Source organism: Bacillus sp. CH_48 (assembly GCF_038008465.1).
Taxonomy (GTDB): domain Bacteria; phylum Bacillota; class Bacilli; order Bacillales; family Bacillaceae_G; genus Bacillus_A; species Bacillus_A thuringiensis_S.
Window position 1 is genome coordinate 5,366,280 of record NZ_JBBOZF010000001.1, and the last position, 24,089, is coordinate 5,390,368.

Below are 24,089 nucleotides of genomic sequence, written 5' to 3' on the forward strand. Positions count from 1 at the left end.
TTTTCCCACCTTACATCATTCGTATAACTTACTTCCAAATACAGCTTTTTCTAAGTTAGATAAGCGTTTTAAAATATCCGTATTCGTGTTGTTATAAACCGGTTGTGCAACTGGTGTTTGTACAGGTTGTTGTGGAACTTGCGTTACTGCTAGTTTTTGTTCCTCTAATTCACGCTTTAAACGAGCATTTTGTTGCTTTAATTGCTCAAACTCTTTGTGGAAAGCTTCATAGTCTTTAATGATCATATCAAGAAACTTATCTACTTCTTCTTGCTGATAACCTCTCATACCTGTTTTAAATTCTTTTTCTAAAATATCTTTCGCTGTTAATTTAATTTTATCCGAAATCATTTTCTTCACCTCAAATTTTTACCAAAACTTTCATTAACTAAATTTTTTCAGAAACAATGCTTTTTGTCAATCATATATACGAGTACTATATTACATATTACTCTGCATTATTCCACTGTTCCTCTTCTATTATATCTTGTAACTCAGAAAAAAGAATGAAATAACTGTGATAATTTTCTATTTCCCCTTTTTTCTTTGCTGTTTCTACAATATATTTGGGACTTCCTGGTTTTTCTTCATCGTATACCGCTAAAAGTGCATCACTTTTTTCAATAAAAAATTGATTTTTTAATTTAAATTGCTCTGGGCTTTCATACTTCCGTTTCGTGATACTATCAACATGGTCTGCTTGAGAAAGAATAAATTCGTAATATTCACGATTATCTTCTTTCCAATTTTCTTCTTGTTCTAAAAACGGAGTGAATACCGCTAATTTTAAATCTGGATATTCTACTTGAATTTCAAAAACAACTTCAGCAGCCCATAATTCTACACCTAACTGGCCGCTTATTATAACCCATTCTAAACCATCTTCTACAAAAGTGGTTAATTTACGGTGTAATGCCTTTTTTATACACCCCACCCCTGGATGATCATTTTTAAATATTCCAAGTTCAAATGGCTTATATCCTGTTACTGCAATAACTTTCATATCAACACTCCAATTACAAAAAAAGAACTAGCATTTCGCTAGTTCTAACATATCATTTACTTTTTAAATATTCCACCAACGTTTGGTCCGATATTTGGACCTACTGGTGATACATTGTTTGGTAAAAACGGTGATACATTTGGTCCTGGTCCAAACGGTGATACATTCGGTCCTGGCCCAAATGGAGATATTTGATGACCGTGGTGATGATGACCATGGCCACACGGTCCACATCCACCGCCGAATCCTGGGTCGATTGGGTCCACAACATTTACATTTGAATTTGTTTGTGGGAAGAAGTTTTGGTTTTTAATTTGTTGATGATGTACATGTGTTGTATGTGTTGGGAAAATGTGTGGCACCACCGTTGTTGAAAAAGAGTGTGTTACGCATTGTTTCGTCGGATGAACGACAGGAGCAGTTGTACAAATAGGTCCTACAGGCTTATGCCCTCCAAAACAAGGATGACAATGATGCATAGTTTTTTCTCTCCTCTCTCGTTAAAAAAATCTGATTACACTTTACAGTATGAGAAAAGAGAGAAAGCCGTTTGTTATATATACCCATTTATTACAAGGAAATTTGTCTAGTCCTTTATTTCATATACCATACTTTCATAGACAACTCTTCAACATTACTTACCAAAAAAGCCTCCAACTTGCTTTACAATACCTGTCACCTGATTCATCGCATTCATCATTTGTCCAGCTGTATTCATCATTTTATTTACATCATAGTTACCATCGGATGTTTTAAATTGAGAAACAAAACTAGAAAACTGACTTGGCTGTTGTTGCTTTTGTTTACTCTGCGTCGGGTACGGCTGTTTTGGTGGATAAAACATCGCTTGTTGATTAGCATAGGGCGATGGTGGTGGCATATAATATTGCGAATTCATATAAGGCTGCTGCTGTTGTTGATTCATGTATGGTTGCTGAGCTTGTGATTGTTGAGCTTGATTCACATAAGGTTGCTGCTGTTGTGATTGTTGAGCCTGATTCACATGAGGTTGCTGTTGTTGTGGTTGTTGAGCCTGATTCACATAAGGTTGCTGCTGCTGTTGTGGTTGTTGAGCTTGATTCATAAACGACACTTCAAACGGTTGATAATAATTTTGATTTCCATAATAAGGCTCGAAAGGATACATATTATACCGTAAATATGTATCCGTATTATATTGGTACATATTTTGCTGTGCATATGGATTTGTTTGCTGATATACGTTAGATTGTTGAAACATGCATTCTCTCCTCCTTCACATAAGTTTCTACATATATAATATGTACCTATAAAATAATATGTGTGATGGAGTATCTGTCTATTTTTGTCGGAAGTTTAAATTTTTAAAAAATTAAAAAAGAAAACCCTTCCATGCTATGATAATTAAGAAGAAGATTCTCATGGGGGAGGAATCAACATGGTATTAGGGGATTTAAAACAAGCGTTTTCTCAAAAAAAGGGGTATTGCACAGAGAATGCAAATGAATTATTAGACTTTGCGAGACATTGGTATCTCGAAGGAAAAATATGCATTTCAGATTATCGAACATTAATAAAAGAATTAGAAATAAACGGCGCAACAAAACCTACAACAATGACAGAAGCATAAAAATAACAAGAGGGTTCTCCCTCTTGTTATTTACATTGCTCAACTATATTTTGCAAAGTATACGAAATGGCTTGGTGTGTTTCAAAGAATCGTTTACCTTTACCTTTATTTACAAAGCATTGTAACACATTCGTTTGTAAATTATCGTATACTTGATCAATTTGCTGTACATGTATATACTTTGGCTTTTCTTCTTTAATCCACGTATAAGCTAATTCTTTCCACTTCTTTAATTCCTCATCTACCATGTCTACAAATGGTTTCATATCCTTATAAAAGTCGTATTCGATTAGTTCTCTTTTTTTTATATTCGCTTCATTATTATACTGCATGAGTTTTTCTGAAGACTGTATTAATGCTTCATTCTTCATCTCTTTCCCACCTTATTATGCACTCACTACGACGTTTTGAAATGTCTTTACCCAATTCCCTTTTTCTTCGTGATGCACTAATTTATTTTCCATATGTTCAATATGCATTTCTGTTATTTCTATCTTATTACATATTTTTTCACTCGCATCCTTTAATGCATGATTCATTCTAATCCCTATATTCATTTCCAGCAAATCGAGAGAACTTAACATTTGATCCATTTTTTTCATTACATCTTCCTTCTGAACCATCGCCATATACAAAACGCCTCCTTCTTTGCTTTTCCTTTGTCATGTAATTTCGCCGAACGATTCACCACTCCTGCCCACATGACAAAACTAGTTGTTATTCGTCAAAGAAATCATTTCGTATGTCATTTATAGAAATGGTAACAATACAAAAAGGAGGTGTAGTACAATGGCAAAGAACAAAAATGAAAAAAAGAAAAACCAAAACAAACAACAAAATAAACCCGAGACTGGCAATCCAAAGCTAGATGGTCCAAACTTCCCTGCTACATAAAGCGAGACTTTATTACGTACGGTTAAATTTCAAGTCACCCTTAATCTCCTACTAGCATTACGTTTTGAGATTAAAGTCGTAGCAAGCATAGCAGGATTATTTCAAATTAAGAAGTCCCGTCTTCAAAATGGAAGACGGGACTTCTTTTTCATTATATCATGAACTCATCCATCCTTTTAACGAAACGATTTACGATAGATATCCTATAGATTTGTTCCCTCTTTCTCCTATACCATTCTGTTATATTAACTTCCTCTTTAGGTTCTTCAAGTACAAATAGCACATTCATTTTCATATTTGCACAAAACCAATCTCTCATTTCTATTTCTTCATGTAAAACAACAGGATAACTATCTCTAAGTGCTGGCGTACACGATTTTCTAGTTTCCTTTGAGTAAAATTCATAATCTTCTCTAGACCCAGTATGTGTAGTTTGCACTGCAAACTTATAAAACGAACCATTATAAATTGGATGAAACAATAACCATGCTAATTTTTTTCCCAGTTCTATACGCTGTTGTAACGTTTCAAATTGATAAACCGAAAATCCATACATCCTCCCTTCAATTGTTGGGAAGATAACTGCACTAATATGAAATCTTTCTTGTACTTTAAAAAGTGCAGTATGGAATACATGTTTTTTAAAATATGTGCTCTCAATGACTGGTTTTTGAATTTTATTTTGTTCATTTATAATAAGGGCTGTTATAAGCCTATTCATATCTCTTTTCTCCCAGAAAAGTAACCATTCTTTTTCCATAAAAATTGATACGCTGAAATATTGCAACAAATGAAAGAGAGGTGTACGTCTCTTCTTACTTTCCTCATACAATAATAGCTGAGGAAAGGCATCTAAGAAAATAATCCAATTAGCTTGTTCGTACAGAAGAAATAAATGTTTTTTTACCGTTTTAGGTAAAACAGTAGCATAATATCTCCCTTCTAAATCGGTCATATTCCATCCCGCATTTCTCGAAACCATACTCGCTAAAAAGGCCCACCTGATTTCACTATTTCTTAAATAATATTCTTGATAAGATTGTGTCCGAGAAATATTGTCCACATTAGCTATTTCTGTTTTCTTTGTAATATTGCGAATGATTGCTTTTTCTTCCTCTGTACAAAACTTTTTTTCTCGATTTTGTTTAATTTTCATATAATCATTCCATGTCAACATAAATAAGTCATCATACCTTTCATCAAAAAGGTCACATCTTTTTTCATTTTTTGATATAATCACCTTTGTAAGTAATTCTTAGTAAGTTGGGAGTGGACACACTATGACCATTCGTTACCCAAATGGAAAAAGGTATAATCAAGCTTCACAACCTCAAAAAACACCTATAAAAACACATACTTATAGCAACAGAGGTATGTCCCTTGAAGAGGAATTGAATGAAACAAATCAATATTACTTAACCCATAATATTGCATGTGTACATAAAAAACCTACACCTCTTCAAATTGTAAAAGTAGATTACCCCGCTCGAAGTGCTGCAGTGGTAAAAGAAGCGTATTTTAAACAACCTTCTACAACAGATTACAACGGTGTATACAAAGGGAAATACATCGATTTTGAAGCAAAGGAAACAAAAAATAAAACTAGTTTCCCACTTCAAAACTTCCACCTTCATCAAATAGAACATATGAAGCAAGTGGTTGCTCATAATGGAATTGCATTTGTCATTATTAAATTTACACTTTTTGATGAATTTTATTTATTAGATGCAAAACATATTATTGCATTTTGGAATCGTCAAAATACTGGTGGACGCAAGTCGATTACGAAAGAAGAAATAGAAGAGCATGGATCCTTATTATCATGCGGTTATCACCCTCGGATTGACTATATCCGTGTACTAGACACGGTTTATTTTTCGTGATAGAGTCATCACTAAGGCTCTTTTTTCGACTTTTGGGGGAGAGAATGAAAGGTAGGAGAAAGTATAATGTCAGATAATTATCGTTCTCGTACAGAACGAAATCATGTGAAAAATCAAGAGAAAAAAACACATAAAGAAGAAAAACCAAAGAAAAAAGGCTCCTTTTTCAAGAAATTCCTTATAGGTTGTCTACTTCTTGGTATCGTTGGTCTCGTAGCCGGCGTTTCCGCTTTCTTTGTTATGGTAAAGGACGCTCCAAAATTAGACAAATCCAAACTTGTTAATCCTTTATCAACAAAGTTTCTTGATAAAAACGGGAATTTCTTCTATGAATACGGTGCTGAAAAACGAACGCATGTTACTTATGATCAAATTCCAAAAGTAGTTGAAAATGCATTCCTTGCAACTGAGGATTCGCGTTTCTATGATCATAATGGAATTGATTTTAAACGAACTACAAAAGCAGTTATGGAAAATGTCACTGGTGGTTTCGGTTCCCAAGGTGGTAGTACGATTACACAGCAAGTCGTTAAAAACTATTTTCTAACGATGGACAAAACTGCTAAGAGAAAAGTACAAGAGTGGTACTTATCTTATAAATTAGAGCAACAATACTCTAAACATGAGATTTTAGAAATGTACTTAAATAAGATTAATTTAGGTAACCGTTCATATGGTATTGCGACAGCAGCGCAAAAATATTATGGTAAAGATTTAAAAGACTTGCAATTACATGAAGCTGCTATGCTCGCTGGTTTACCCCAAGGTCCAAACATTTATGATCCAACAAAAAAGGAAAATGTTGAACGAGCAACAAATCGTCGTAATGTTGTATTATCATTAATGAATCGACATGGTTATATAACAAAAGAAGAAATGAATAACGCCGTTAAGATCCCAGTAACAGAGGGCCTTCAACCGTCTTCAGAAGTAACTGAGATGAAGTATCAAGCATTTTTAGATGCGGTTGTAAAAGAAGTTGAAAAAGAATATCCTGATGTAAATATCGGTTCAGATGGTTTAACGATTCATACAACACTTGATCAAGATGCTCAAGATTACGCTGACAAAATTATGGATGGCAATCTTATTAAGTATCCAGACGATCAATTCCAAGGGTCATTCGTATTTATGGATACACAGTCTGGAGAAGTTCGAGCAATTGGTGCTGGACGTAAAGAAAGTAAGTCTACTTTCAAAGGTCATAATATGGCAACTGATTTAAAACGCCAAGTTGGTTCAACAATGAAACCAATTTTCGACTACGGTCCGGCAATTGAAAATTTACAATGGTCTACATACCATCAATTAAACGATTCAGAGTATACGTATTCCAATGGTAAAAAAATACAAAATGCAACAAAGAGCTACAAAGGTGACGTTTCACTACGTGAAGCTTTGAAAAAGTCATTAAACATTCCAGCTTTAAAGACAGCACAAACAGTTGGTCTTAATAAGTCAAAAGAATTCGCTGAAGGTTTAGGCATGACCTTTAAAGAAGGAAAAGTCTACGAATCAACAGCAATCGGTAGTAACGAGGGGTCTCCATTGGAAGTAGCAGGTGCATATGCAACCTTCGGTAATAGTGGTAACTATAATAAACCACACTTCGTAAAAGAAGTAACCTTCCCGGACGGGAAAAAGAAAAGCTTTAAACCTAAGGAACAACGCGCAATGCAAGACTATACAGCTTACATGGTTACTGACGTTCTTCGTGACGTAGTAAAACCTGGTTCTGGTGGTACAGGTCCAACAGCATACGTTTCAGGTGTTGACGTAGCAGGTAAAACAGGAACACAAAACTTTGATGCATCAGTTCTTCAAAAATATGATATCCCAGCTGATGCAAACAGAGATAGCTGGTTTGCTGGATATACACCACAATACACAATGGCTGTTTGGACTGGTTACGAAAAAGATGGTCCAAAAAATTATGTTAGTGATCGCTCCACTAGAATTGCACAGCAAATGTTCCAAATAATGATGAGCAAATTCGCTACAGATAAATCACGCTTTGAACGTCCTTCTTCTGTACAAGAAATAAACGGAGAGTTATACGTTAAAGGTGCGAAAAAAGATGCAATTAAACAAATTAAAGTAGATGCCCCTAGTGGTCTGAATGTCACTTTTGATGGCGCTAGCACAGTTACACTAAACTGGTCTGGACCAGCAGAAGTTGACGCATATGCAGCCAGCTATAAAGCAACTGACGGTTCAAGTGGTAGCCTATCAATAAGTGGTACGACAGCTACTCTTGGTGGTATTAAACCAGGTGTTACTTACAGCTTCTCTGTAGTAGCGAAAAAAGGTACTGGAACAAGCCCAGCAATTGGTGCATCCTTCACTGCGCCTGGCGGAACTCCAGATGCGAAAAAAGCTGATGAAGAGGCTAAGAAAAAGGCCGATGAAGAAGCTAAGAAAAAAGCTGATGAGGAAGCCCAGAAAAAAGCTAATGAAGATAAAGTAAAACAAGACGAAGCTAAGAAAAAAGCTGATGAAGAGGCTAAGAAACAACAAGAACAGCAGCAACAACAAGAACAACAACGTAAACAGCAAGAAGAAGCTCAAAAGAAAGCTGATGAGGAAGCTAGAAGAAAAGCTGAAGACGAAGCTAAGAAAAAAGCTGAAGACGAAGCTAAGAAGAAAGCTGAAGAAGAGGCCAAGAAAAAAGCTGAAGACGAAGCTAAGAAACAACAAGAACAGCAACACCAAAATACCGGAGGAGATACACCTCAGGCAGACGGTGCTGTTGTTACAACAGAGTCCTAATAAACAAAAAAAGAAGTCCGTTTCTCTTAACGAGAAGCAGACTTCTTTTTTGTTATCATTTTCTTTACAAACAGCTTTTCTATTTCGATATATAACTGCGCTAATTGAATATAAGAATGATAATTACTCGGTTTCTTTATAATGAATGAATACCTTTCCATAAAATTAACAGGTTGCACTTTTAATTTATTCGTATTTATTTGCATTTCATTCAAACTATGAACAGGTTGCTCATTTAACCAATAGACAACCGATAACAAGTGAGCTGCAAAAAGAATCATTGGCCCCTCAGCCTCTTGCTTATCTCTATTTCGAAACAGTATAGCAATGTCTTCATGCTTATTTTTCCATACATTCAACACTGCTGGAATACTGTTTTCAATTTCCTTCCATGGCTCATACTGTCTTTCAATATCAAATATAAAGTAAGTATTTTGTATTATTTCTTCAAAAGACTCGTCTGTATGATACTCAATTGAATTTACGCTTTCTTTAAAAAATGGTAAGCAATGAAATTCTTTCGGTATTTCTATAACTCGCTCCATCCTTTATTTCACCTTCATTCGCTTCTTTCCTTCACGACATACTTCTAACAGCCTGCACTCCTCACATTGCGGTCGTTGTGCTTTACAGTGATAACGTCCAAAGAAAATCATACGATGATGCGTAACCCCCCACTCATCCATCGGTACTTTCTTCATTAACGTTTTTTCTACTTCTAACACAGAGTCTTTCCATCTACAAATCGCTAATCGTTTACTCACTCGCTCCACATGTGTATCAACAGCAATTGCCGGAATCCCAAACGCTACGGAAACTACAACATTCGCTGTTTTCCTTCCTACACCTGGTAATTTCGTAAGTTCATCTCGATCGCTCGGTACCTCCCCATTATAGTCATCTAATAACATTCGGCATAATTTTTGAATGTTTTTTGCTTTATTTCTATACAATCCGATAGAGCGTATATCTTGTTGTAATTCTTCTAGAGAAACACTTAAATAATCTTCTGGTGTTTTATATTTTTGAAATAAATTTCTTGTCACTTTATTTACAAGTACATCTGTACATTGTGCAGATAACGCCACCGCGATTACAAGTTCAAATGGATTGTCATGAACCAATTCACAATGTGCTTCTGGATACATATCCGCCATTGTGTCTAAACAATAACGGATTTGCGTTTTGTTAAGCATATTTCCCCTCCTATATTACTGCTCCAACCAATTATAAAAAGGCACTTTTCCAGTAAATTTCGTCTCTTGTTTTGTCATTTGTTGTGCTCTTTGTTGATTCGCTCTAAATTTTTGACCTTGATTTTGAGCCTGATCTACCGTTTTAATTCCATTCTTTTTCCACTCAAATAAAATACGATCAATATATCGGAAATTTAGTTTTCCACTCATTACAGCTTCTCTAAGAGCCGCTTGAATTAAATTTGGATGATGTTGATCTTGGTCCTCCCACATTCCTAACGTTTCACATTCGAACGGCGAAAGTGGTCTTCCAAATTCTTTTTCGAATACTGTATATAAATTTACTTGCAGCTGTTTTTTTTCTTTTTGCTCTTCCTCTATTGATTCATCCATTAAGAAATGTAATATTTTTTCCCATAACGGTTGTAAAGAATAACTTTCGCACATCATCGCTTCTGATCTTTGTCCACCTTCTAGTGATAAAAAACCTTTTTGAATCAACGCTTGAATTATTTCCATACATTTCATTTCTGTTATCGTCATCCGTTCAGAAATCTCTGAAGGAGTCGGAAACGAATTACCTGATTCTAAAAATGTATGTATATGAAGTACAACCATAAATTCCGTCTCATTTAAACCTAATTTTTTATAATGCATCATAAGCAATTTTGGAATTGCAATGCTTCCCTGCTCAAACCACTGTAACATCATTTTCTTTTTCATCACCAAACACCTCGCTCTCTAGTATAACACACCTTTAGCTATTTCTTTTTGCCACAATTCGTCAAAAAAACCTCCCCATTAATAGGGAGGTTTTGTATATTACATAAATGAAATATACAATTAAGCTTGCACTTTACTTTTCATAAATGTATGGATGCGTTCCAATGCTTTCTCTACTTGTTCAAGAGATGTCGCATATGATAAACGAACATTATTTGGAGCACCAAATCCTGTACCTGGTACAAGAGCCACTTTTTCCTCTTCTAATAGAGCTTTTGCCCAATCATCAACTGTTGCATATCCTGATAAAGCTACAGCTTCTTTTACGTTAGGGAATAAGTAAAATGCACCTTGCGGTTTAATACAAGTAAAGCCAGGGATTTGAATTAATTTATCATAAATGATGTTTAATCTCTCTTCAAAGGCTTGACGCATTGTTTCCACAGGTTCTTGTGAGCCTGCATATGCCGCAATTGCGCCGTATTGAGCGATTGAAGTAGGGTTTGACGTACTATGACTCGCTAAGTTCGTCATCGCTTTAATAAGCTGCTTATTTCCTGCAGCATATCCAATACGCCATCCTGTCATAGAATGAGATTTAGATACACCATTAATAATAAGTGTTTGTTCTTTTAATTCATTAGAAAGCTGGGCAATTGAAATATATTCTACGCCACCATAAATTAATTTTTCATAAATTTCATCAGAAACGATTAAAATATCATGTTCTAAACATACTTCTCCAAGCTGTTGTAATTCTTCTTTGCTATAAATCATTCCTGTTGGATTGCTCGGTGAATTAATAATAACTGCTTTCGTTTTCTCTGTAATTGCCTCACGCAGCTGCTTTGCTGTAATTTTGTACTCATTGTCTTCTAAACCTTCTACATAAACCGGCTTACCGCCAGCAAGCTTTACTTGCTCTGGATAGCTTACCCAGTAAGGAGTTGGGATGATAACTTCATCTCCCTCATCAAGTAATACTTGGAATAATGTATATAATGCATGCTTTGCGCCATTACATACAATAATTTCAGATGGATCATACGCAATACCTTGATCGCGAGTAAATTTCTTCACAATTTCTTGTTTTAACGATTGTAATCCACCTGTTGGTGTATACTTCGTATGCCCTTCTAACATCGCTTTATGTGCAGCATCCATAATATGCTCTGGTGTATTAAAGTCAGGTTCCCCTGCCCCTAATGCAATTACATCATGACCCTCTGCTTTTAATGCTTGTGCCTTTGCTGTAATTTCTAAAGTTGAAGACGGTGTTAAAGCAGCTACTCGCTTTGCTAATTTCATTTGTAGTTCCCCCTACATCTATTTTTCAATGCTATATCGTCTTAAAAATTTTCCATCTTTAAATTCAAGATAGTAATAACTATAACGATTGTCATCATCAATATATGTAACTTCCCATAGTGGTACATCATTTTCAAAGCCTAATTTCACTTTCATAATCTCTTTCGGCTTACTTTTTGATTCCTTACTTTCATTGCCGACTTGCTCTATTGTTCTTTGTATAGCCTCTTTTTCAGAAATACCTTCGCTCTTTTTCCTTACTACAGTATCCCCTTTTTTCTCAGGCACCCAAACGATAAGTTGTTCTCCCTTTTCATCTGTACCTTGCACGACTATATATGCAGATTTTCCGTTGTAATAATCAACAGATTTCACCTTTGTAAGCTTTGCTTTTTCTTTAGCAATTTCTACAAATTTCGACTCTTTTGGAATTTTCTTTCCCATCGCTTTATTATAAACATACGCCCCATATATTCCGCTAGCAACGATAACAATAATGATTGCAAAAATCCACTTTTTCATTGTATCGCTACGTTCTGTAAATCGTAAATACAGCTGTTTCTTTATCTTTTTCGTCTAATGCTAGTCCGAACATGAGGTCCTGCTCTTTTAACGTACGATTCAAACTATCAACAATTTTATACAAATCAGACGAATATTTAATACGCGTCGTTGATAGTACTTCGATTTTCTTCTCCATGAAAAAACTCCTCCGTTACACAAAAATTTCTAATTATAGAAGAACGCAATGCGGTTACAATAAGAGTACATTCTTTACAACCCCTGCTTCATCACCCATCTATTATAGCAGGACATGTACAGCAAAAAAAGGTTTCAAGTCGAAAACCAACACATTTTGTATACAAGAAGTAAGAAAAATAAAATTCCTCCTACCCACATTTTTTACGCCTGAAGTTTATAAGTACTTCAGGCGTATTTTTCTTCCATTTTTATTCATTTAATGGTTCTTCTAATTGTACTAATAATTCTTCTAATGGCCCTTCATAAAGAGGTACGTTAGGGATCGATTGTAGAAATCGTTTTCCATAGGAAGAACTCGTCAAACGACGATCTAACACTACTACCGTTCCTGTATCTGTATTCGTTCGAATTAAGCGGCCGAATCCTTGTTTGAAACGTAATATTGCTTGTGGCAACGCTAATTTAGCGAATACATCCTCACCTTGATTTTTTAGCCACTCACCTTTCGCTTCCATCATAGGTTGATGAGGAGGCGTAAATGGTAGACGGACAATAACAAGACAACTTAAGGCATCTCCTGGAATATCTATCCCTTCCCAGAAACTACTCGTCCCTAATAAAATTGATTTGTCGAACTCTTGAAACTTTCGAATTAAGCGGCTTCGACTTCTATTATTCACACTTTGTGTGAGTAATAAATAACCCTCTAATTCATCATTATTTTTTAAATTCGCATACGCTTCTTTTAACATTTCATACGAAGTGAATAAAACAAGCATTCTGCCTTTTGTGGCTTTCGCTATCTTTGCAATATGTTCCGATACAGATTCAATATATCGCTCATTACTTACTTGCTTAATAAAAGGTACATCCGTTGAAACCATTAATTTCATTTGTTCATCATAACGAAATGGCGACGGAACCTTTAAAGTATTTGGAGCGAAATCATGTAAACCAAGTTCCTCTTTTATATAATCAAACGTATCGTTAACTGTTAGTGTTGCGGATGTAAAAATAACACTCTTTTTTTCTGTTAAAAATTTATCAGCAAATCTTTCACCAATATGAACAGGCTGTGCATATAGAACTGTTGAATGAATCGTCCCTTTCGTTTCAGTCTCCATCCAAGTTACATACGAATTCTTTTCTAATACGAGTAACTGTAATGATTCTGCCATCTTTCTCAGCAACTCAATTAAATGCATAAATTCACCTGTTACAACATGCATCTCCCATTCTAACTTACTTTGCAATATATCCACTTGCTTCTCAAGAGCAGTTACTACCCTTCTTAATTCATATATAAAACGATTTGTTAATTCGACGATACTATCCCACAACTTACCTTTTTCTAGTTCTGCGTTATACCTATAGATGAGCGGCATATTATTTGTTCCTTGTTCTTGCTTTGTTTGTTTAAATATAAAAGTACGTAACATTTGGAAGAGTTCATCCGCATCAAACTTAAGTTCCTTCAAACTATAACTTATCATACGGAAAGTTGAACGAGATGCTTGCTCTGATTTTTTCATCATTTTATATACTTTGGAGAGTACATCTTCTGTTTCTAGCGTCCCAAGACGAGATATAACCAATTGAAAATACATACAAGAGAACTGTTCACCCAATGTTCTACTCGCAGCTTCTTCAATATGGTGAGCTTCATCAAAAATAATATGTTCGCATGAAGCAAACAGCGGTTCTTCACTTGAAAAATCTTGAAATAATAACGCATGATTTGTAATAACGATATCTGCAAATAAAGCTTTATTCTTCGCTCGCTGGTAAAAACAACGACTAAACCAATTACTTTGCATACCGCCTGGACTATACGCATCACTACAAATACGATTCCAAAGTAACTTTCCGCCCTCAGGAATATTTAATTCGTCTCGATCACCCGTTTCAGTTTGCAATAGCCAAACTAAAATCTTCGCTTTCGTAAGTGCCATATCATAATTTTTTTCTTCCTCTTGTAAAGCATACTCAAATTTGTGTAAGCAAAGATAATGCTTTCTTCCTTTTAGAAGAGCTGCATCAAATGAAAATGGCATTATTTTTTGTAATAACGGAATTTCTTTTTCTAATATTTGTTGTTGGAGTTGTACCGTTTGTGTACTTATAATGACAGGTTCTTCTTTTCTCTTTGCAAAATAAAGACTAGGAAGCAAATACGCAAGAGTCTTTCCTGTTCCTGTACCGGCTTCAATTAGTGAAAAACGAGAATCTCTTAACGCCGTATATATCTCTTTCATCATCAGTTGTTGACTTTCTCTTCTTTCAAACTTTGGCATATGTGATTCCAATTTATCCATCGTTTTATTCAAGAAAGCATCAAACTTTGATGAACACGTTTCTCCAAGGTTTAAGGAATAGTTCCGCTTTTTCAGCGCAATATTTCGATGTATTTCATACTCCGCTATATCTTCTTTACCATGCATTACTTTCTTTAAAATATTTTCAGAAAGCACATCAGCTATATCACTTTGAAACACGTCGCTTAATTCATAAAGCGATTGCAACGTGACAAGTGGTAACTTTTCAATTTCATTTAAAAATTGTAAAAATAATTCCGCTGTTGCAAGAGCATCACTATCCGCACGATGTGGTTGATCATGTTCTAGTTCGTGCTTCTTAGCTAAATCACGTAATTTATAACTATCAGCTGTCGGTAAAAGAATTTGAGCCAATTCAACCGTGTCGATTTTAGGACAATGTATTTCTGTATATCCAGCCTGCCTTAATTCTTCATTTAAAAAATTCCAATCAAAGTGAACATTATGCGCAACGAAAGCCGCACCTTGTAATAGCTCAACAATCATCGGGGCTACATCTTGAAATAACGGGGCTTGTTTTACAAGACTTTCATCAATCCCTGTTAATTCTGTAATAAATGGTGGGATCTCTCTCTTTGGGTTAACAAAAGACGAAAAAATCTCCAATATCTCTCCATCTTCTACTACAACAGCTGCAATTTGGGTAATTTTATCCTTCCCATCTTTCCAGGAGTTCCCTGTCGTCTCTAAATCAACAACGACATAACGCTTACTCATATATGTAACACCTCAATTTCTTACCGTTCAAACAACAATAATTTATATAATGTTACTATACCACGTTTTATCTCATCTTAATGAAAAGATGCACAAAAAAGCTATCTCCGCAATGGAGATAGCTTTTCTACTTATAATATCGTACCCGCTTTTTCAGCACCTAACATTTCAATAATTTGATTATTGTCGTCTAGTACTGCAATTTTTGGTTCTTGTTTATGAACCTCTTCTTCCGTAACTAGCCCATAACAAATAATAATTACTTTGTCCCCTGGTTGTACAAGCCTTGCCGCAGCACCGTTTAAACAAACAACACCACTACCGCGTTCCCCTTTAATAACGTATGTCTCTAAGCGAGCACCATTATTATTATTTACAATTTGGACTTTTTCATTTTCTACAATATTTACTGCATCCATTAAATCTTCATCAATTGTAATACTACCTACATAATTTAAATTTGCCTCCGTTACAGTTGCACGATGTAACTTTGCTCTCATCATTGTGCGAAACATAGATGCTCCCCCTTATTTAACCGTTAATGTTATATTGTCAATTAATCTTACATTTTCAAATTTAACTGCAATAGCTAAAATGATTCGTCCTTCGACTTTCTCTACCATTGTTAATGACGGATATGCATATAAATCCGCATAATCTACAGTGCCTTTCGTATGCGTCTCAATATACTCTTTCACAAGATTTGTAATGATTTCTGGATTACGTTCACCTGCCTCAATTCTTTCTTTCGCTATACATAGACTGCGGTATAAATGAAGAGCCTCTTCACGTTCATCTTGTGATAGGTACACGTTACGAGAACTTTTCGCTAATCCATCTTCTTCCCTTACAATATCAACTGGTACGATTGTAACTGGAATATTGAAATCAGTTACAAATCCTTCAATTACTGCAACTTGTTGAGCATCTTTCATACCGAAATAAGCACGCGTTGGCAGCGTAATATTAAATAGTTTCATTAGTACAGTTGCAACACCAGCAAAATGACCAGGTCTTTGTTTACCGCATAATACGTCCGTGCGTTTCACAACTTCTACTGTTGTTGTTTGTTCTGATGGATACATTTCTTCTACACTCGGATAAAATAAATAATCTACACCGTTTTCTTTTGCTACATTTTCATCTCTATCAATATCACGAGGATATCGATCTAAATCTTCATTTGGGCCAAATTGCAGCGGGTTTACAAATACACTTAAAACTACAATTTCATTTTCTTCTCTTGCCTTACGTAATAAGGTAGCATGCCCTTCATGTAAATAACCCATCGTTGGAACAAAACCAATACTTTTTCCACTTGCATGCAGTTCGTTTGTAATTTGCTGCATCTCTTGCACTGTAGTTACGATTTTCATTATTGTTTTCCCCCGTATAACGCTAAGCGGTCTTCTTCTTTCATTGTGAACGAATGTTTTTCTTCAGGAAATTGCCTTGTCTTTACTTCAGTAACGTATTGTGAAATCCCGCGCACAATCTCCTCTTGAACAGAAGTATATTGCTTCACAAATTTTGGAACACGATTTACGCCATATGAGATAAGATCATGATAAACAAGCACTTGCCCATCTACTTTTTGTCCTGCACCAATCCCGATTGTTGGTATTGTTAGTTGTTCTGAAATAAGTTCTGCTAACTGCATTGGTACACATTCTAACACAAGCGCTATTGCACCAGCTTCTTCACATTTCTTTGCATCTTCTATTAATTTTTTTGCACTCTCCGCATCTTTTCCTTGCACTTTATATCCACCCAACACTCCTACAGATTGAGGTGTTAAACCTAAATGCGCTACAACAGGAATTCCTGCGTTCGTCAAATATTGAATCGTTGATATAACTTCTCCAGCACCTTCTACCTTCAATGCGTGCGCCCCGCTCTCTTGAACGATGCGGCGTGCATTCATCATCGTTTCTTGTAATGATACGTGATACGACATAAATGGCATATCAGTTACAATAAACGTCTCTTTCGCTCCGCGGCGTACAGCTTTCGTATGATGAATCATATCCTCTACTGTTACAGGTACTGTTGAATCGTATCCGAGTACAACCATTCCAAGAGAATCTCCAACTAAAATCATATCAACTTCAGCTTCTTCTGCTAATTTAGCAGATGGATAATCATACGCCGTTAGCATTGTAATCGGCTCACCTTGCTCTTTCATCTTCAAAAAATCTGTTTTTGTTTTCAAAAACTACTCCTCCTTTATGCAGGAGAGAGGAGATGGCCGAAATCATATAAAAAACCCCTCTGGCCATAAAAGGGCAGAAGGGTTGTGTGTTAGTCGGCATTATTCATCCCTCTGTCCCAGTCCGTTATTGGATCAAGGCAGAATCCAAGTTATTATTTTTCATATTACTTCGAATCATGGTGCAGTTCACTCTGATACTGCCCACATTCGAACTAATTATAGCAAACTACAAAAAGGAATTACTACATTTTTTTGAAAAAATAATTTTTTATTCTTATTGCGGTATATGAAATTTAACAAGAGAGTATATATGCTATAAAGTGAAAATTTAATCAGCCCGACAAATAGCGGGATAAAGTTTTTATAGATAATTCAATCTTGAAAAGATACATGTTTTTTCAACGCATGTTAAAAAAATCTAAGTTAATTTCTTCTATAATCAATTGAACTGTATAGTATAACTCTTAAACTAATGATGCAGGTTAATTGAGGAAAAGTACTTAACAAAGGAGAATTGCAGATGTCTATGAACAGGTGGTTATTTCGATTCAGCAGTTTGCTTGTAATGATTGTATGGTGGATGTCTTTAGGATCCTTTCATGTATTTGCCTCAGTTAATGTCGTAACACAACCCACCGATTTAACGAACGTGATTGAGGTTGAACTAAATGATGATTACTTTAATCCAAATGTCATCAAGATTCCGCTTGAAGGATCTACAACATTACTATTGAAAAATAAAGGTAAAAACGAGCACACCTTTACAGTGAAAAAACTCGGCATTGACGTCGTAGTCGAGTCAGGAAAAGAAAAGAATATTACCGTGAAACCTAAAAATACTGGTACATATGAATTAATATGTCGATACCATCTTCTTAAAGGAATGGAAGGCAAAGTAATCGTCAAATAACATGCCAGGCCAACTAGACGGAAGATATTTTGAAGTGAACTTTAAATATGAAAAGAATTTATTATCATGTTACAAATTCAACTCAAAAATATTGAAATAAAAAGAAGTTCCAAAAGAGGAACTTCTTTTACTTAATTTCGATATCTGCAGAATGAATATGATGTACTTTCCCCTCATGATCCTCCAGAAGTAATACACCATCCTCTGTGATTCCTTTCGCTAACCCCGTAATCGTCTCTCTCATCGTTCGAGCAGTAATTTCTTTCCCGATGCTCACAGCGTAACTTTCCCAAAGAATTTTAATGACAGAGAAACCATTTTGTAAATACTCTTCATATAATTTTTCTAGTTGTAAATAGATTTGTTGCATAAGTTCTGCACGAACAATCGGCTTACCTGATTCAATCGCTAATGAAGTAGCAATGTGCTGAATTTCTTCATCAAAATGTTCTTGCTTTTGATTCGCATTAATACCGATGCCCATAATGACAGCATTAATTTTATCAGGATCCGCTTGCATTTCTGTTAATATACCTACAGCCTTTTTACCTTGAATTAAAATATCATTTGGCCATTTTATTCCCACGCCTACACCTGTACATTTTTCAATTGCCTGTGCAACACTAACAGCCGCTAACAAAGTAAGTTGCGGTGCATGATGAACTGGAATCGATGGGCGTAAAATAATACTCATCCAAATTCCTGTTCCTTTTGGTGAATGCCATTTTCTGCTTAAACGACCTCTTCCCGCTGTTTGTTCTTCTGCTACAACGATAGTTCCTTCTTCTGCACCTTCATAAGCCAGTTTTGCTGCAATGTGCTGCGTTGATTCAACAGTTTCTTCAAAATACACTGTTCTACCAATTCGCTTCGTTTGTAGCCCTAACTGAATTTCATTAGCAGTCACTTTGTCTGGCTTACTTGCAATTCGGTAACCTAATCGACGCACAGCTTCAAGTTCATATCCCTCACTCCGGAGATCTTCCATATGTTTCCATACAGCAGTTCTTGAACAACCAAGTTTATCACTAATCGTTTGGCCGGATACAAACTCGCCATCCGCTTCAGAAAAAACTTGTAATAACTGCTTTCTTATAGTAGATTGCATCCTTGCAGCCACTCCCTTATACGCTCTTTCTCATTAACTATGTTCCCTTGTACGATTGCTTCCTCGATTTTCTGAAGCATTTCAGCAACCCACGGACCAGGCTTTTTGTTTGCCCAGTTTAATAAATCATTACCAGTCACATTCATTTCTTGACGCTCCTGGATTGGCAATACATGAAACATTGATTGTACTCGTTTAACAGATGTAGGGTCATAGCTTTCAATCATCGCTTCATATACTCTCTCTGCCATTTCAGCGATATGAATTCCCGTTTTATAAAGAAGGACTGTATCCCAACCCCTCTCCTTTCTAGTACGGATTGCCAATAAAACTGCAACAATATCTTTTATTTTTTTATTCGAAAACTTCCATTGACGTAAAAAGACAGATGGATGTTCTTCTCCGATACAATATAAGAAAAATGCCCACGCCTCAATATCCGTTTCGAAAGAATCCCATTTATACCGCGTAGCTGTTAAGAGTCTTTCTTCTGACATTTGTAAATATGGCAAATGAGAAAATAGCTTCGTCTCTACTAATTCTTTGAGACCTTTCACACAATATGTACCAGTTAACAGTTTCTCAAACTCTACTGTAATGCGCTCAATTGCTATATGTTCTAGCAAATGCCCATACGTTTCAATCGCTTGCTTCGTTTTCGTTTCTATTGAAAAACCTAACGTGCTTACAAACCGAATACCACGTATCATTCGCAGGGCATCTTCTTGAAAACGATCCGCAGCATTTCCAACTGTCACGATTTCTCTCTGTTGAATGGCTTCCTGTCCAGCGAATAAATCAACCATTTCGCCTTCTTCTGTCATAGCAATTGCATTCATAGTGAAATCACGACGTTTTAAATCCTCTTCTAATGAACGAACAAATTGAACACTACTAGGTCTTCGAAAATCTTCATATTCGCTTTCTGTTCGAAAAGTAGTTACCTCATAAGGCTCACCATTTTCTAAAACAATTACAGTTCCATGCTCAAGACCAACAGGAACATTTCTTGGAAATATAGCCATCACTTCTTCTGGTAAAGCAGATGTCGCAATATCAATATCTCCAATCGGCCTATCGATAATAAGATCTCGTACGCTCCCACCAACAAAGTAAGCCTCATGTCCTTGTTGCTTTAATGTCTCAATAATAGAACTAGCTTTTTTAAATCTTTCCATTTTTGTCATCCCTTAGTACGTCATAGTAAATCGTTTCATATTGTGAAACAATTTTTTCTGAGCGAAATTGCTCATAAACACTTTCTCTTGCTCGTTCTCCCATATTACGATGAAGTTCCTCGTCCTTTAATAGCTGAGTAGCTTGATTTGCCACTCCTGTTGTATCGCCAACTTCACATAAATATCCTGTTCCCCCGTGTTGAATAACCTCTGGAATACCTCCGACCCGTGTTCCGATACAAGGTACACCACACGCCATTGCTTCTAATAAAACAAGACCAAAACTTTCCTTCTCTGATAGAAGCAACATTAAATCACTCATCGCAAGTAGTTCTGCAACATTATCTTGCTTGCCTAGGAATAAAACGCGATCTTCAATATGTAAATTCTTCACTATCTGTAAAATCGTACAGAATTCTGGTCCGTCTCCAACAAGAAGCAACTTCGCATCTACTTCTTTAACAATTTTAGCAAATGCCTGAACAACATCCTGCACACGTTTCACTTTACGGAAATTCGAAATATGAATAAGTACTTTTTCGCTCTCACTTATACCGTATTCTTTCTTTAATTGAGACATATTACGCTTGAAATATACACGTTCGTCTATAAAGTTATATACCGTTTGAATTTCTTTACTTGGTTTTACAAGCTCATGCGTTTCGTTAATTAATGAATGCGAGACAGCAGTTACAACATCCGATTGCTCAATACCAAAACGAATTAAATTATTTAACGAAGGGTCGGAACCTAACACAGTAATATCTGTTCCATGCAAGGTTGTAACAATTTTAATACGCTCTCCGATCATTTGTTTTGCTAAATATGCACAAATCGCATGTGGTATTGCGTAATGCACATGTAAAATGTCTAGATTTTCTCTTTGTGCAACCTCTGCCATTTTACTTGCTAACGCTAAATCGTATGGTGGATATTGAAATACAGAGTATTGGTTTACCGTCACTTCATGAAAATAAATGTTTGGATATACTTTATTTAACCGGAATGGTAAACCCGATGTAATAAAGTGAATTTCATGCCCGCGTTCCGCCAATTGCTTTCCTAATTCTGTTCCAACAACTCCAGAACCACCTACAGAAGGATAACATGTAATACCTATTTTTAATTTCATTTACATCCCCCTAATAAATCAGCATGTAATAAAACCGGTTTCTTACTCATAAATCCCTCGGCATACAAGACTCCAACTTCTTTTCCAAACATCTTCTCACGAGCAATCACCGTTTCAACGTATCCTTCTGTTAACGGTGTCTTAACCCCATCACTCCCTGTTGAAAACTGACTTTCATACGATTCTAATGCTTCCACCTTTATAGAGAGGTGCTCACTTATATCTATACAAAAATTCGGTTTATGAAAACCATTAATCATATAATTATAAAAAGACTCCACACGATGTGGTGCAAGTTCCGGCATATATTTACGGATTCCTGCTGAAAAAATAGCCTCTTCCACAAGCTTTGCACAATTTGCATGATCTGGATGGCGATCTTCATAGTACGGCGCAAAAACTAGTTTTGGTTTATATGTACGGATCACCTTGACAATTTCACGTATATACTCTTCTTTCATATACAAACCACGGTCTGGCATCGCTAAATTCAGTCTCGTTTTTACTCCCATTATACGAGCTGCAACCTTTGCTTCTTCTTTTCTCAACTCTATCGTTCCATTTGAAGAAAGATCAGCTTCTGTTAAATCACAAATACCTACTTCATACCCTTGCTTTGTATATTTAGCGATGGTACCAGCCATGCCGATTTCAACATCATCGGCATGAGCACCAAACGCTAATATATGTAATCCACTCATAATTGTTCCCCTCATTTTCTTAACTTACGATAATCTAAATCTCCTCGCTCTAATGCGTGCATTAACATTTCAGCACTTGCCATATTCGTTGCAAGTGGAATCGCATATACATCACATAAACGAAGCAATGCATTCACATCCGGTTCATGCGGCTGTGCTGTTAATGGATCGCGGAAGAAAATCACCATATCTAAATCATTTTTTGCAATCATTGCACCAATTTCTTGATCTCCACCAAGAGGGCCAGATTGATATCTTGTTACAACTAATCCAGTCGCTTCCATAATGCGAAGCCCTGTCGTTCCTGTTGCAAATAATTCATGTTGTTCAAAAATTGGTTTATATGCGTATGCAAACGAAACCATATCATTTTTCTTTTTGTCATGTGCGATTAAGGCAATTTTCATCCGTTGTCTCCCCTTTAGTCGATAATATTTTCTAAACCGTACACAAGATGATCCAGGTTCATTACTGTCTCAATTGATAGTTTTACACCTGACATAAATGATGCACGATTGAATGAATCATGACGAACTGTTAACATTTGTCCATCTCCACCGAACATTACTTCTTGGTGTGCAATAAGCCCTGGCAAACGTACACTATGAATGTGAATACCGTCTACATTTGCACCACGTGCACCTGCTAGTTGCTCTACTTCATTTGGATGACCTTGCTGCTTTGATTCACGATTTTGACGAATTAATTCTACCGTTTTTACAGCTGTACCAGATGGTGCGTCTAATTTTTGATCATGATGTAATTCAATTACCTCAACATCTTGGAAATATTTCGCTGCCATTTGTGAGAATTTCATCATAAGAACTGCACCAATTGCAAAGTTTGGAGCAATAATTGTTCCTACTGCTTTTTCTTTTGCATTCTCTGTTAAACGTGCCAATTCTTCTTCTGTAAATCCAGTTGTACCAATAACAGAACGAAGTCCACGCTCAACTGCAAGTGTAACGTGTTGTTTCCCAACTTCTGGTGTTGTTAAATCTAACAACACGTCTGCTTCTACTTCATCTAAACAAGTATGTAAATCAGCGTAAATCGGTGCATGTAATGCTGGCATGCCAGGTAAATCAGAAATCTTCTCACCACCATGCTTATAATCCACTGCTGCTACTAAATTTAAATGTTCCGTTCTTTCCATAAGAAGGACTGCTTCATGTCCCATACGTCCTCTTGGTCCGGCGATAATTACTTTAATTTCTTTCATTATTCTTTCTCTCCCTCATCAATACGTGTCCAGCGATCTTTATCACGTGTATTAAATTTGTTCATTACAATGTTATGTGCTGTCTCTAAATCAATATTTAAACTATTTGCCATACAAATCATAACAAATAATACATCTCCAAGCTCTTCTTCAATACTATTTTCTTTTTCAGTTGTTTTCTTCGGTTTCTCACCATAATAATGATTTACCTCTCTTGCAAGCTCTCCCATTTCTTCCGTTAAACGAGCCATCATTGCAAGCGGACTGAAATAACCTTCTTTAAACTGACCAATATATGCATCTACTTCTTTCTGCATATCTTTCATCGTTTTTGCTTCCATACTATTCACCTCTAATCCTTCCTCTTTCATGTTAGCCAATTCATCGCGATTTGACAAATATTATTCCCCGCCAAACACCTATTTGCGACCCTTTTTTGGATAGACTATAATAAAGTGAAACTTCTTTTGCGATTTTTGCAAAAGA

The 24,089-nt window shown here is 35.9% G+C and carries 29 protein-coding genes; 5 read left to right on the top strand and 24 right to left on the bottom strand.

What is annotated here, in order from left to right; genetic code table 11:
* Positions 1-15: 15 nt before the first annotated feature.
* The 4 genes from gpsB to N2V92_RS27035 form a co-directional block, all read right to left on the bottom strand.
* Positions 16-351: a cell division regulator GpsB gene (gene gpsB / locus N2V92_RS27020; protein ID WP_000622431.1), complete on the bottom strand. Its 336-nt coding sequence runs from the start codon at positions 349-351 to the stop codon at positions 16-18.
* A 97-nt stretch (positions 352-448) separates the two neighbouring features.
* On the bottom strand, positions 449-1,003 hold the full coding sequence (locus N2V92_RS27025; protein ID WP_000862927.1) for a DUF1273 domain-containing protein: 555 nt from the start codon (positions 1,001-1,003) through the stop codon (positions 449-451).
* Between the two features lie 56 nt (positions 1,004-1,059).
* Positions 1,060-1,482 (bottom strand): CotD family spore coat protein, encoded by a 423-nt coding sequence (locus N2V92_RS27030; protein ID WP_000546292.1) that lies wholly within the window; start codon positions 1,480-1,482, stop codon positions 1,060-1,062.
* Positions 1,483-1,637: 155 nt separating this feature from the next.
* Complete coding sequence (locus N2V92_RS27035) at positions 1,638-2,243, bottom strand: YppG family protein (RefSeq protein ID WP_000487717.1); 606 nt, start codon at positions 2,241-2,243, stop codon at positions 1,638-1,640.
* 177 nt (positions 2,244-2,420) lie between these two features.
* On the opposite strand from N2V92_RS27035, the gene N2V92_RS27040 reads away from it, so the two are divergent.
* Positions 2,421-2,612 (top strand): YppF family protein, encoded by a 192-nt coding sequence (locus tag N2V92_RS27040; RefSeq protein ID WP_000242652.1) that lies wholly within the window; start codon positions 2,421-2,423, stop codon positions 2,610-2,612.
* Positions 2,613-2,638: 26 nt separating this feature from the next.
* On the opposite strand, the gene N2V92_RS27045 is transcribed toward N2V92_RS27040, so the two are convergent.
* Complete coding sequence (locus N2V92_RS27045; RefSeq protein ID WP_000786936.1) at positions 2,639-2,983, bottom strand: YppE family protein; 345 nt, start codon at positions 2,981-2,983, stop codon at positions 2,639-2,641.
* A gap of 15 nt (positions 2,984-2,998) precedes the next feature.
* Positions 2,999-3,241, bottom strand: a complete 243-nt coding sequence (locus N2V92_RS27050; RefSeq protein WP_001252036.1) for a hypothetical protein — start codon at positions 3,239-3,241, stop codon at positions 2,999-3,001.
* 85 nt (positions 3,242-3,326) lie between these two features.
* Here N2V92_RS27050 and N2V92_RS27055 point away from each other — a divergent pair, with 85 nt between their 5' ends.
* On the top strand, positions 3,327-3,506 hold the full coding sequence (locus N2V92_RS27055) for a hypothetical protein (protein ID WP_003277508.1): 180 nt from the start codon (positions 3,327-3,329) through the stop codon (positions 3,504-3,506).
* Positions 3,507-3,657: 151 nt separating this feature from the next.
* Here the strand turns inward: N2V92_RS27055 and N2V92_RS27060 are convergent, their stop codons facing one another.
* Entirely contained in the window at positions 3,658-4,683 is a 1,026-nt protein-coding gene (locus N2V92_RS27060) for a DUF2515 domain-containing protein (RefSeq protein ID WP_003277507.1), read from the bottom strand.
* A gap of 103 nt (positions 4,684-4,786) precedes the next feature.
* On the opposite strand from N2V92_RS27060, the gene recU reads away from it, so the two are divergent.
* Positions 4,787-5,389 carry a Holliday junction resolvase RecU gene (recU, locus tag N2V92_RS27065; protein ID WP_000155599.1) on the top strand — a complete coding sequence of 201 codons (603 nt, stop codon included), beginning with the start codon at positions 4,787-4,789 and terminating at the stop codon, positions 5,387-5,389.
* 66 nt (positions 5,390-5,455) lie between these two features.
* Entirely contained in the window at positions 5,456-8,158 is a 2,703-nt protein-coding gene (locus N2V92_RS27070) for a PBP1A family penicillin-binding protein (RefSeq protein ID WP_001283103.1), read from the top strand.
* 26 nt (positions 8,159-8,184) lie between these two features.
* Here N2V92_RS27070 and N2V92_RS27075 read toward each other — a convergent pair whose 3' ends face one another.
* From N2V92_RS27075 to panB, 10 genes are all read right to left on the bottom strand, one after another.
* A complete protein-coding gene (locus N2V92_RS27075) occupies positions 8,185-8,703 on the bottom strand; it encodes a YpoC family protein (RefSeq protein WP_000442661.1) in 519 nt (172 codons plus the stop codon).
* Positions 8,704-8,706: 3 nt separating this feature from the next.
* Positions 8,707-9,354 (bottom strand): endonuclease III, encoded by a 648-nt coding sequence (gene nth / locus N2V92_RS27080; RefSeq protein ID WP_000933035.1) that lies wholly within the window; start codon positions 9,352-9,354, stop codon positions 8,707-8,709.
* 15 nt (positions 9,355-9,369) lie between these two features.
* Entirely contained in the window at positions 9,370-10,077 is a 708-nt protein-coding gene (dnaD, locus tag N2V92_RS27085) for a DNA replication protein DnaD (protein ID WP_000728537.1), read from the bottom strand.
* A gap of 120 nt (positions 10,078-10,197) precedes the next feature.
* The gene (aspB, locus tag N2V92_RS27090; RefSeq protein WP_000761559.1) at positions 10,198-11,385 is read right to left on the bottom strand and encodes an aspartate transaminase AspB; all 1,188 of its coding nucleotides are present in this window, start codon (positions 11,383-11,385) and stop codon (positions 10,198-10,200) included.
* Between the two features lie 18 nt (positions 11,386-11,403).
* The gene (locus N2V92_RS27095) at positions 11,404-11,907 is read right to left on the bottom strand and encodes a cell wall elongation regulator TseB-like domain-containing protein (RefSeq protein ID WP_000758739.1); all 504 of its coding nucleotides are present in this window, start codon (positions 11,905-11,907) and stop codon (positions 11,404-11,406) included.
* A 7-nt stretch (positions 11,908-11,914) separates the two neighbouring features.
* A complete protein-coding gene (locus N2V92_RS27100) occupies positions 11,915-12,085 on the bottom strand; it encodes a YpmA family protein (RefSeq protein WP_000412179.1) in 171 nt (56 codons plus the stop codon).
* 250 nt (positions 12,086-12,335) lie between these two features.
* On the bottom strand, positions 12,336-15,140 hold the full coding sequence (gene dinG / locus N2V92_RS27105) for an ATP-dependent DNA helicase DinG (RefSeq protein WP_000044952.1): 2,805 nt from the start codon (positions 15,138-15,140) through the stop codon (positions 12,336-12,338).
* A 131-nt stretch (positions 15,141-15,271) separates the two neighbouring features.
* Positions 15,272-15,655: an aspartate 1-decarboxylase gene (gene panD, locus N2V92_RS27110; RefSeq protein WP_000490186.1), complete on the bottom strand. Its 384-nt coding sequence runs from the start codon at positions 15,653-15,655 to the stop codon at positions 15,272-15,274.
* 12 nt (positions 15,656-15,667) lie between these two features.
* Entirely contained in the window at positions 15,668-16,516 is an 849-nt protein-coding gene (gene panC, locus N2V92_RS27115) for a pantoate--beta-alanine ligase (protein WP_000707008.1), read from the bottom strand.
* Positions 16,516-17,352 carry a 3-methyl-2-oxobutanoate hydroxymethyltransferase gene (gene panB / locus N2V92_RS27120; RefSeq protein WP_000851105.1) on the bottom strand — a complete coding sequence of 279 codons (837 nt, stop codon included), beginning with the start codon at positions 17,350-17,352 and terminating at the stop codon, positions 16,516-16,518. Before panB ends, panC begins: the two co-directional genes overlap by 1 nt.
* A gap of 520 nt (positions 17,353-17,872) precedes the next feature.
* Between panB and N2V92_RS27125 the strand changes: the two genes are divergently transcribed.
* Positions 17,873-18,262, top strand: a complete 390-nt coding sequence (locus N2V92_RS27125) for a cupredoxin domain-containing protein (RefSeq protein ID WP_042597478.1) — start codon at positions 17,873-17,875, stop codon at positions 18,260-18,262.
* A 127-nt stretch (positions 18,263-18,389) separates the two neighbouring features.
* On the opposite strand, the gene N2V92_RS27130 is transcribed toward N2V92_RS27125, so the two are convergent.
* The 7 genes from N2V92_RS27130 to N2V92_RS27160 are packed head-to-tail and all read right to left on the bottom strand — an operon-like array spanning position 18,390 to position 23,944.
* The gene (locus N2V92_RS27130; protein ID WP_001192058.1) at positions 18,390-19,370 is read right to left on the bottom strand and encodes a biotin--[acetyl-CoA-carboxylase] ligase; all 981 of its coding nucleotides are present in this window, start codon (positions 19,368-19,370) and stop codon (positions 18,390-18,392) included.
* Positions 19,355-20,548 (bottom strand): CCA tRNA nucleotidyltransferase, encoded by a 1,194-nt coding sequence (locus N2V92_RS27135; RefSeq protein ID WP_000439309.1) that lies wholly within the window; start codon positions 20,546-20,548, stop codon positions 19,355-19,357. The genes N2V92_RS27130 and N2V92_RS27135 overlap by 16 nt, the downstream gene beginning before the upstream one ends.
* Positions 20,535-21,680, bottom strand: a complete 1,146-nt coding sequence (bshA, locus tag N2V92_RS27140) for an N-acetyl-alpha-D-glucosaminyl L-malate synthase BshA (protein WP_042597476.1) — start codon at positions 21,678-21,680, stop codon at positions 20,535-20,537. Before bshA ends, N2V92_RS27135 begins: the two co-directional genes overlap by 14 nt.
* On the bottom strand, positions 21,677-22,381 hold the full coding sequence (bshB1, locus tag N2V92_RS27145; RefSeq protein ID WP_000015671.1) for a bacillithiol biosynthesis deacetylase BshB1: 705 nt from the start codon (positions 22,379-22,381) through the stop codon (positions 21,677-21,679). Before bshB1 ends, bshA begins: the two co-directional genes overlap by 4 nt.
* A gap of 11 nt (positions 22,382-22,392) precedes the next feature.
* Entirely contained in the window at positions 22,393-22,788 is a 396-nt protein-coding gene (gene mgsA / locus N2V92_RS27150) for a methylglyoxal synthase (protein ID WP_000684765.1), read from the bottom strand.
* A 14-nt stretch (positions 22,789-22,802) separates the two neighbouring features.
* Positions 22,803-23,603 (bottom strand): dihydrodipicolinate reductase, encoded by an 801-nt coding sequence (dapB, locus tag N2V92_RS27155; protein WP_000658818.1) that lies wholly within the window; start codon positions 23,601-23,603, stop codon positions 22,803-22,805.
* Positions 23,603-23,944, bottom strand: a complete 342-nt coding sequence (locus N2V92_RS27160) for a nucleotide pyrophosphohydrolase (protein ID WP_014894810.1) — start codon at positions 23,942-23,944, stop codon at positions 23,603-23,605. The genes dapB and N2V92_RS27160 overlap by 1 nt, the downstream gene beginning before the upstream one ends.
* Between the last annotated feature and the right edge of the window lie 145 nt (positions 23,945-24,089).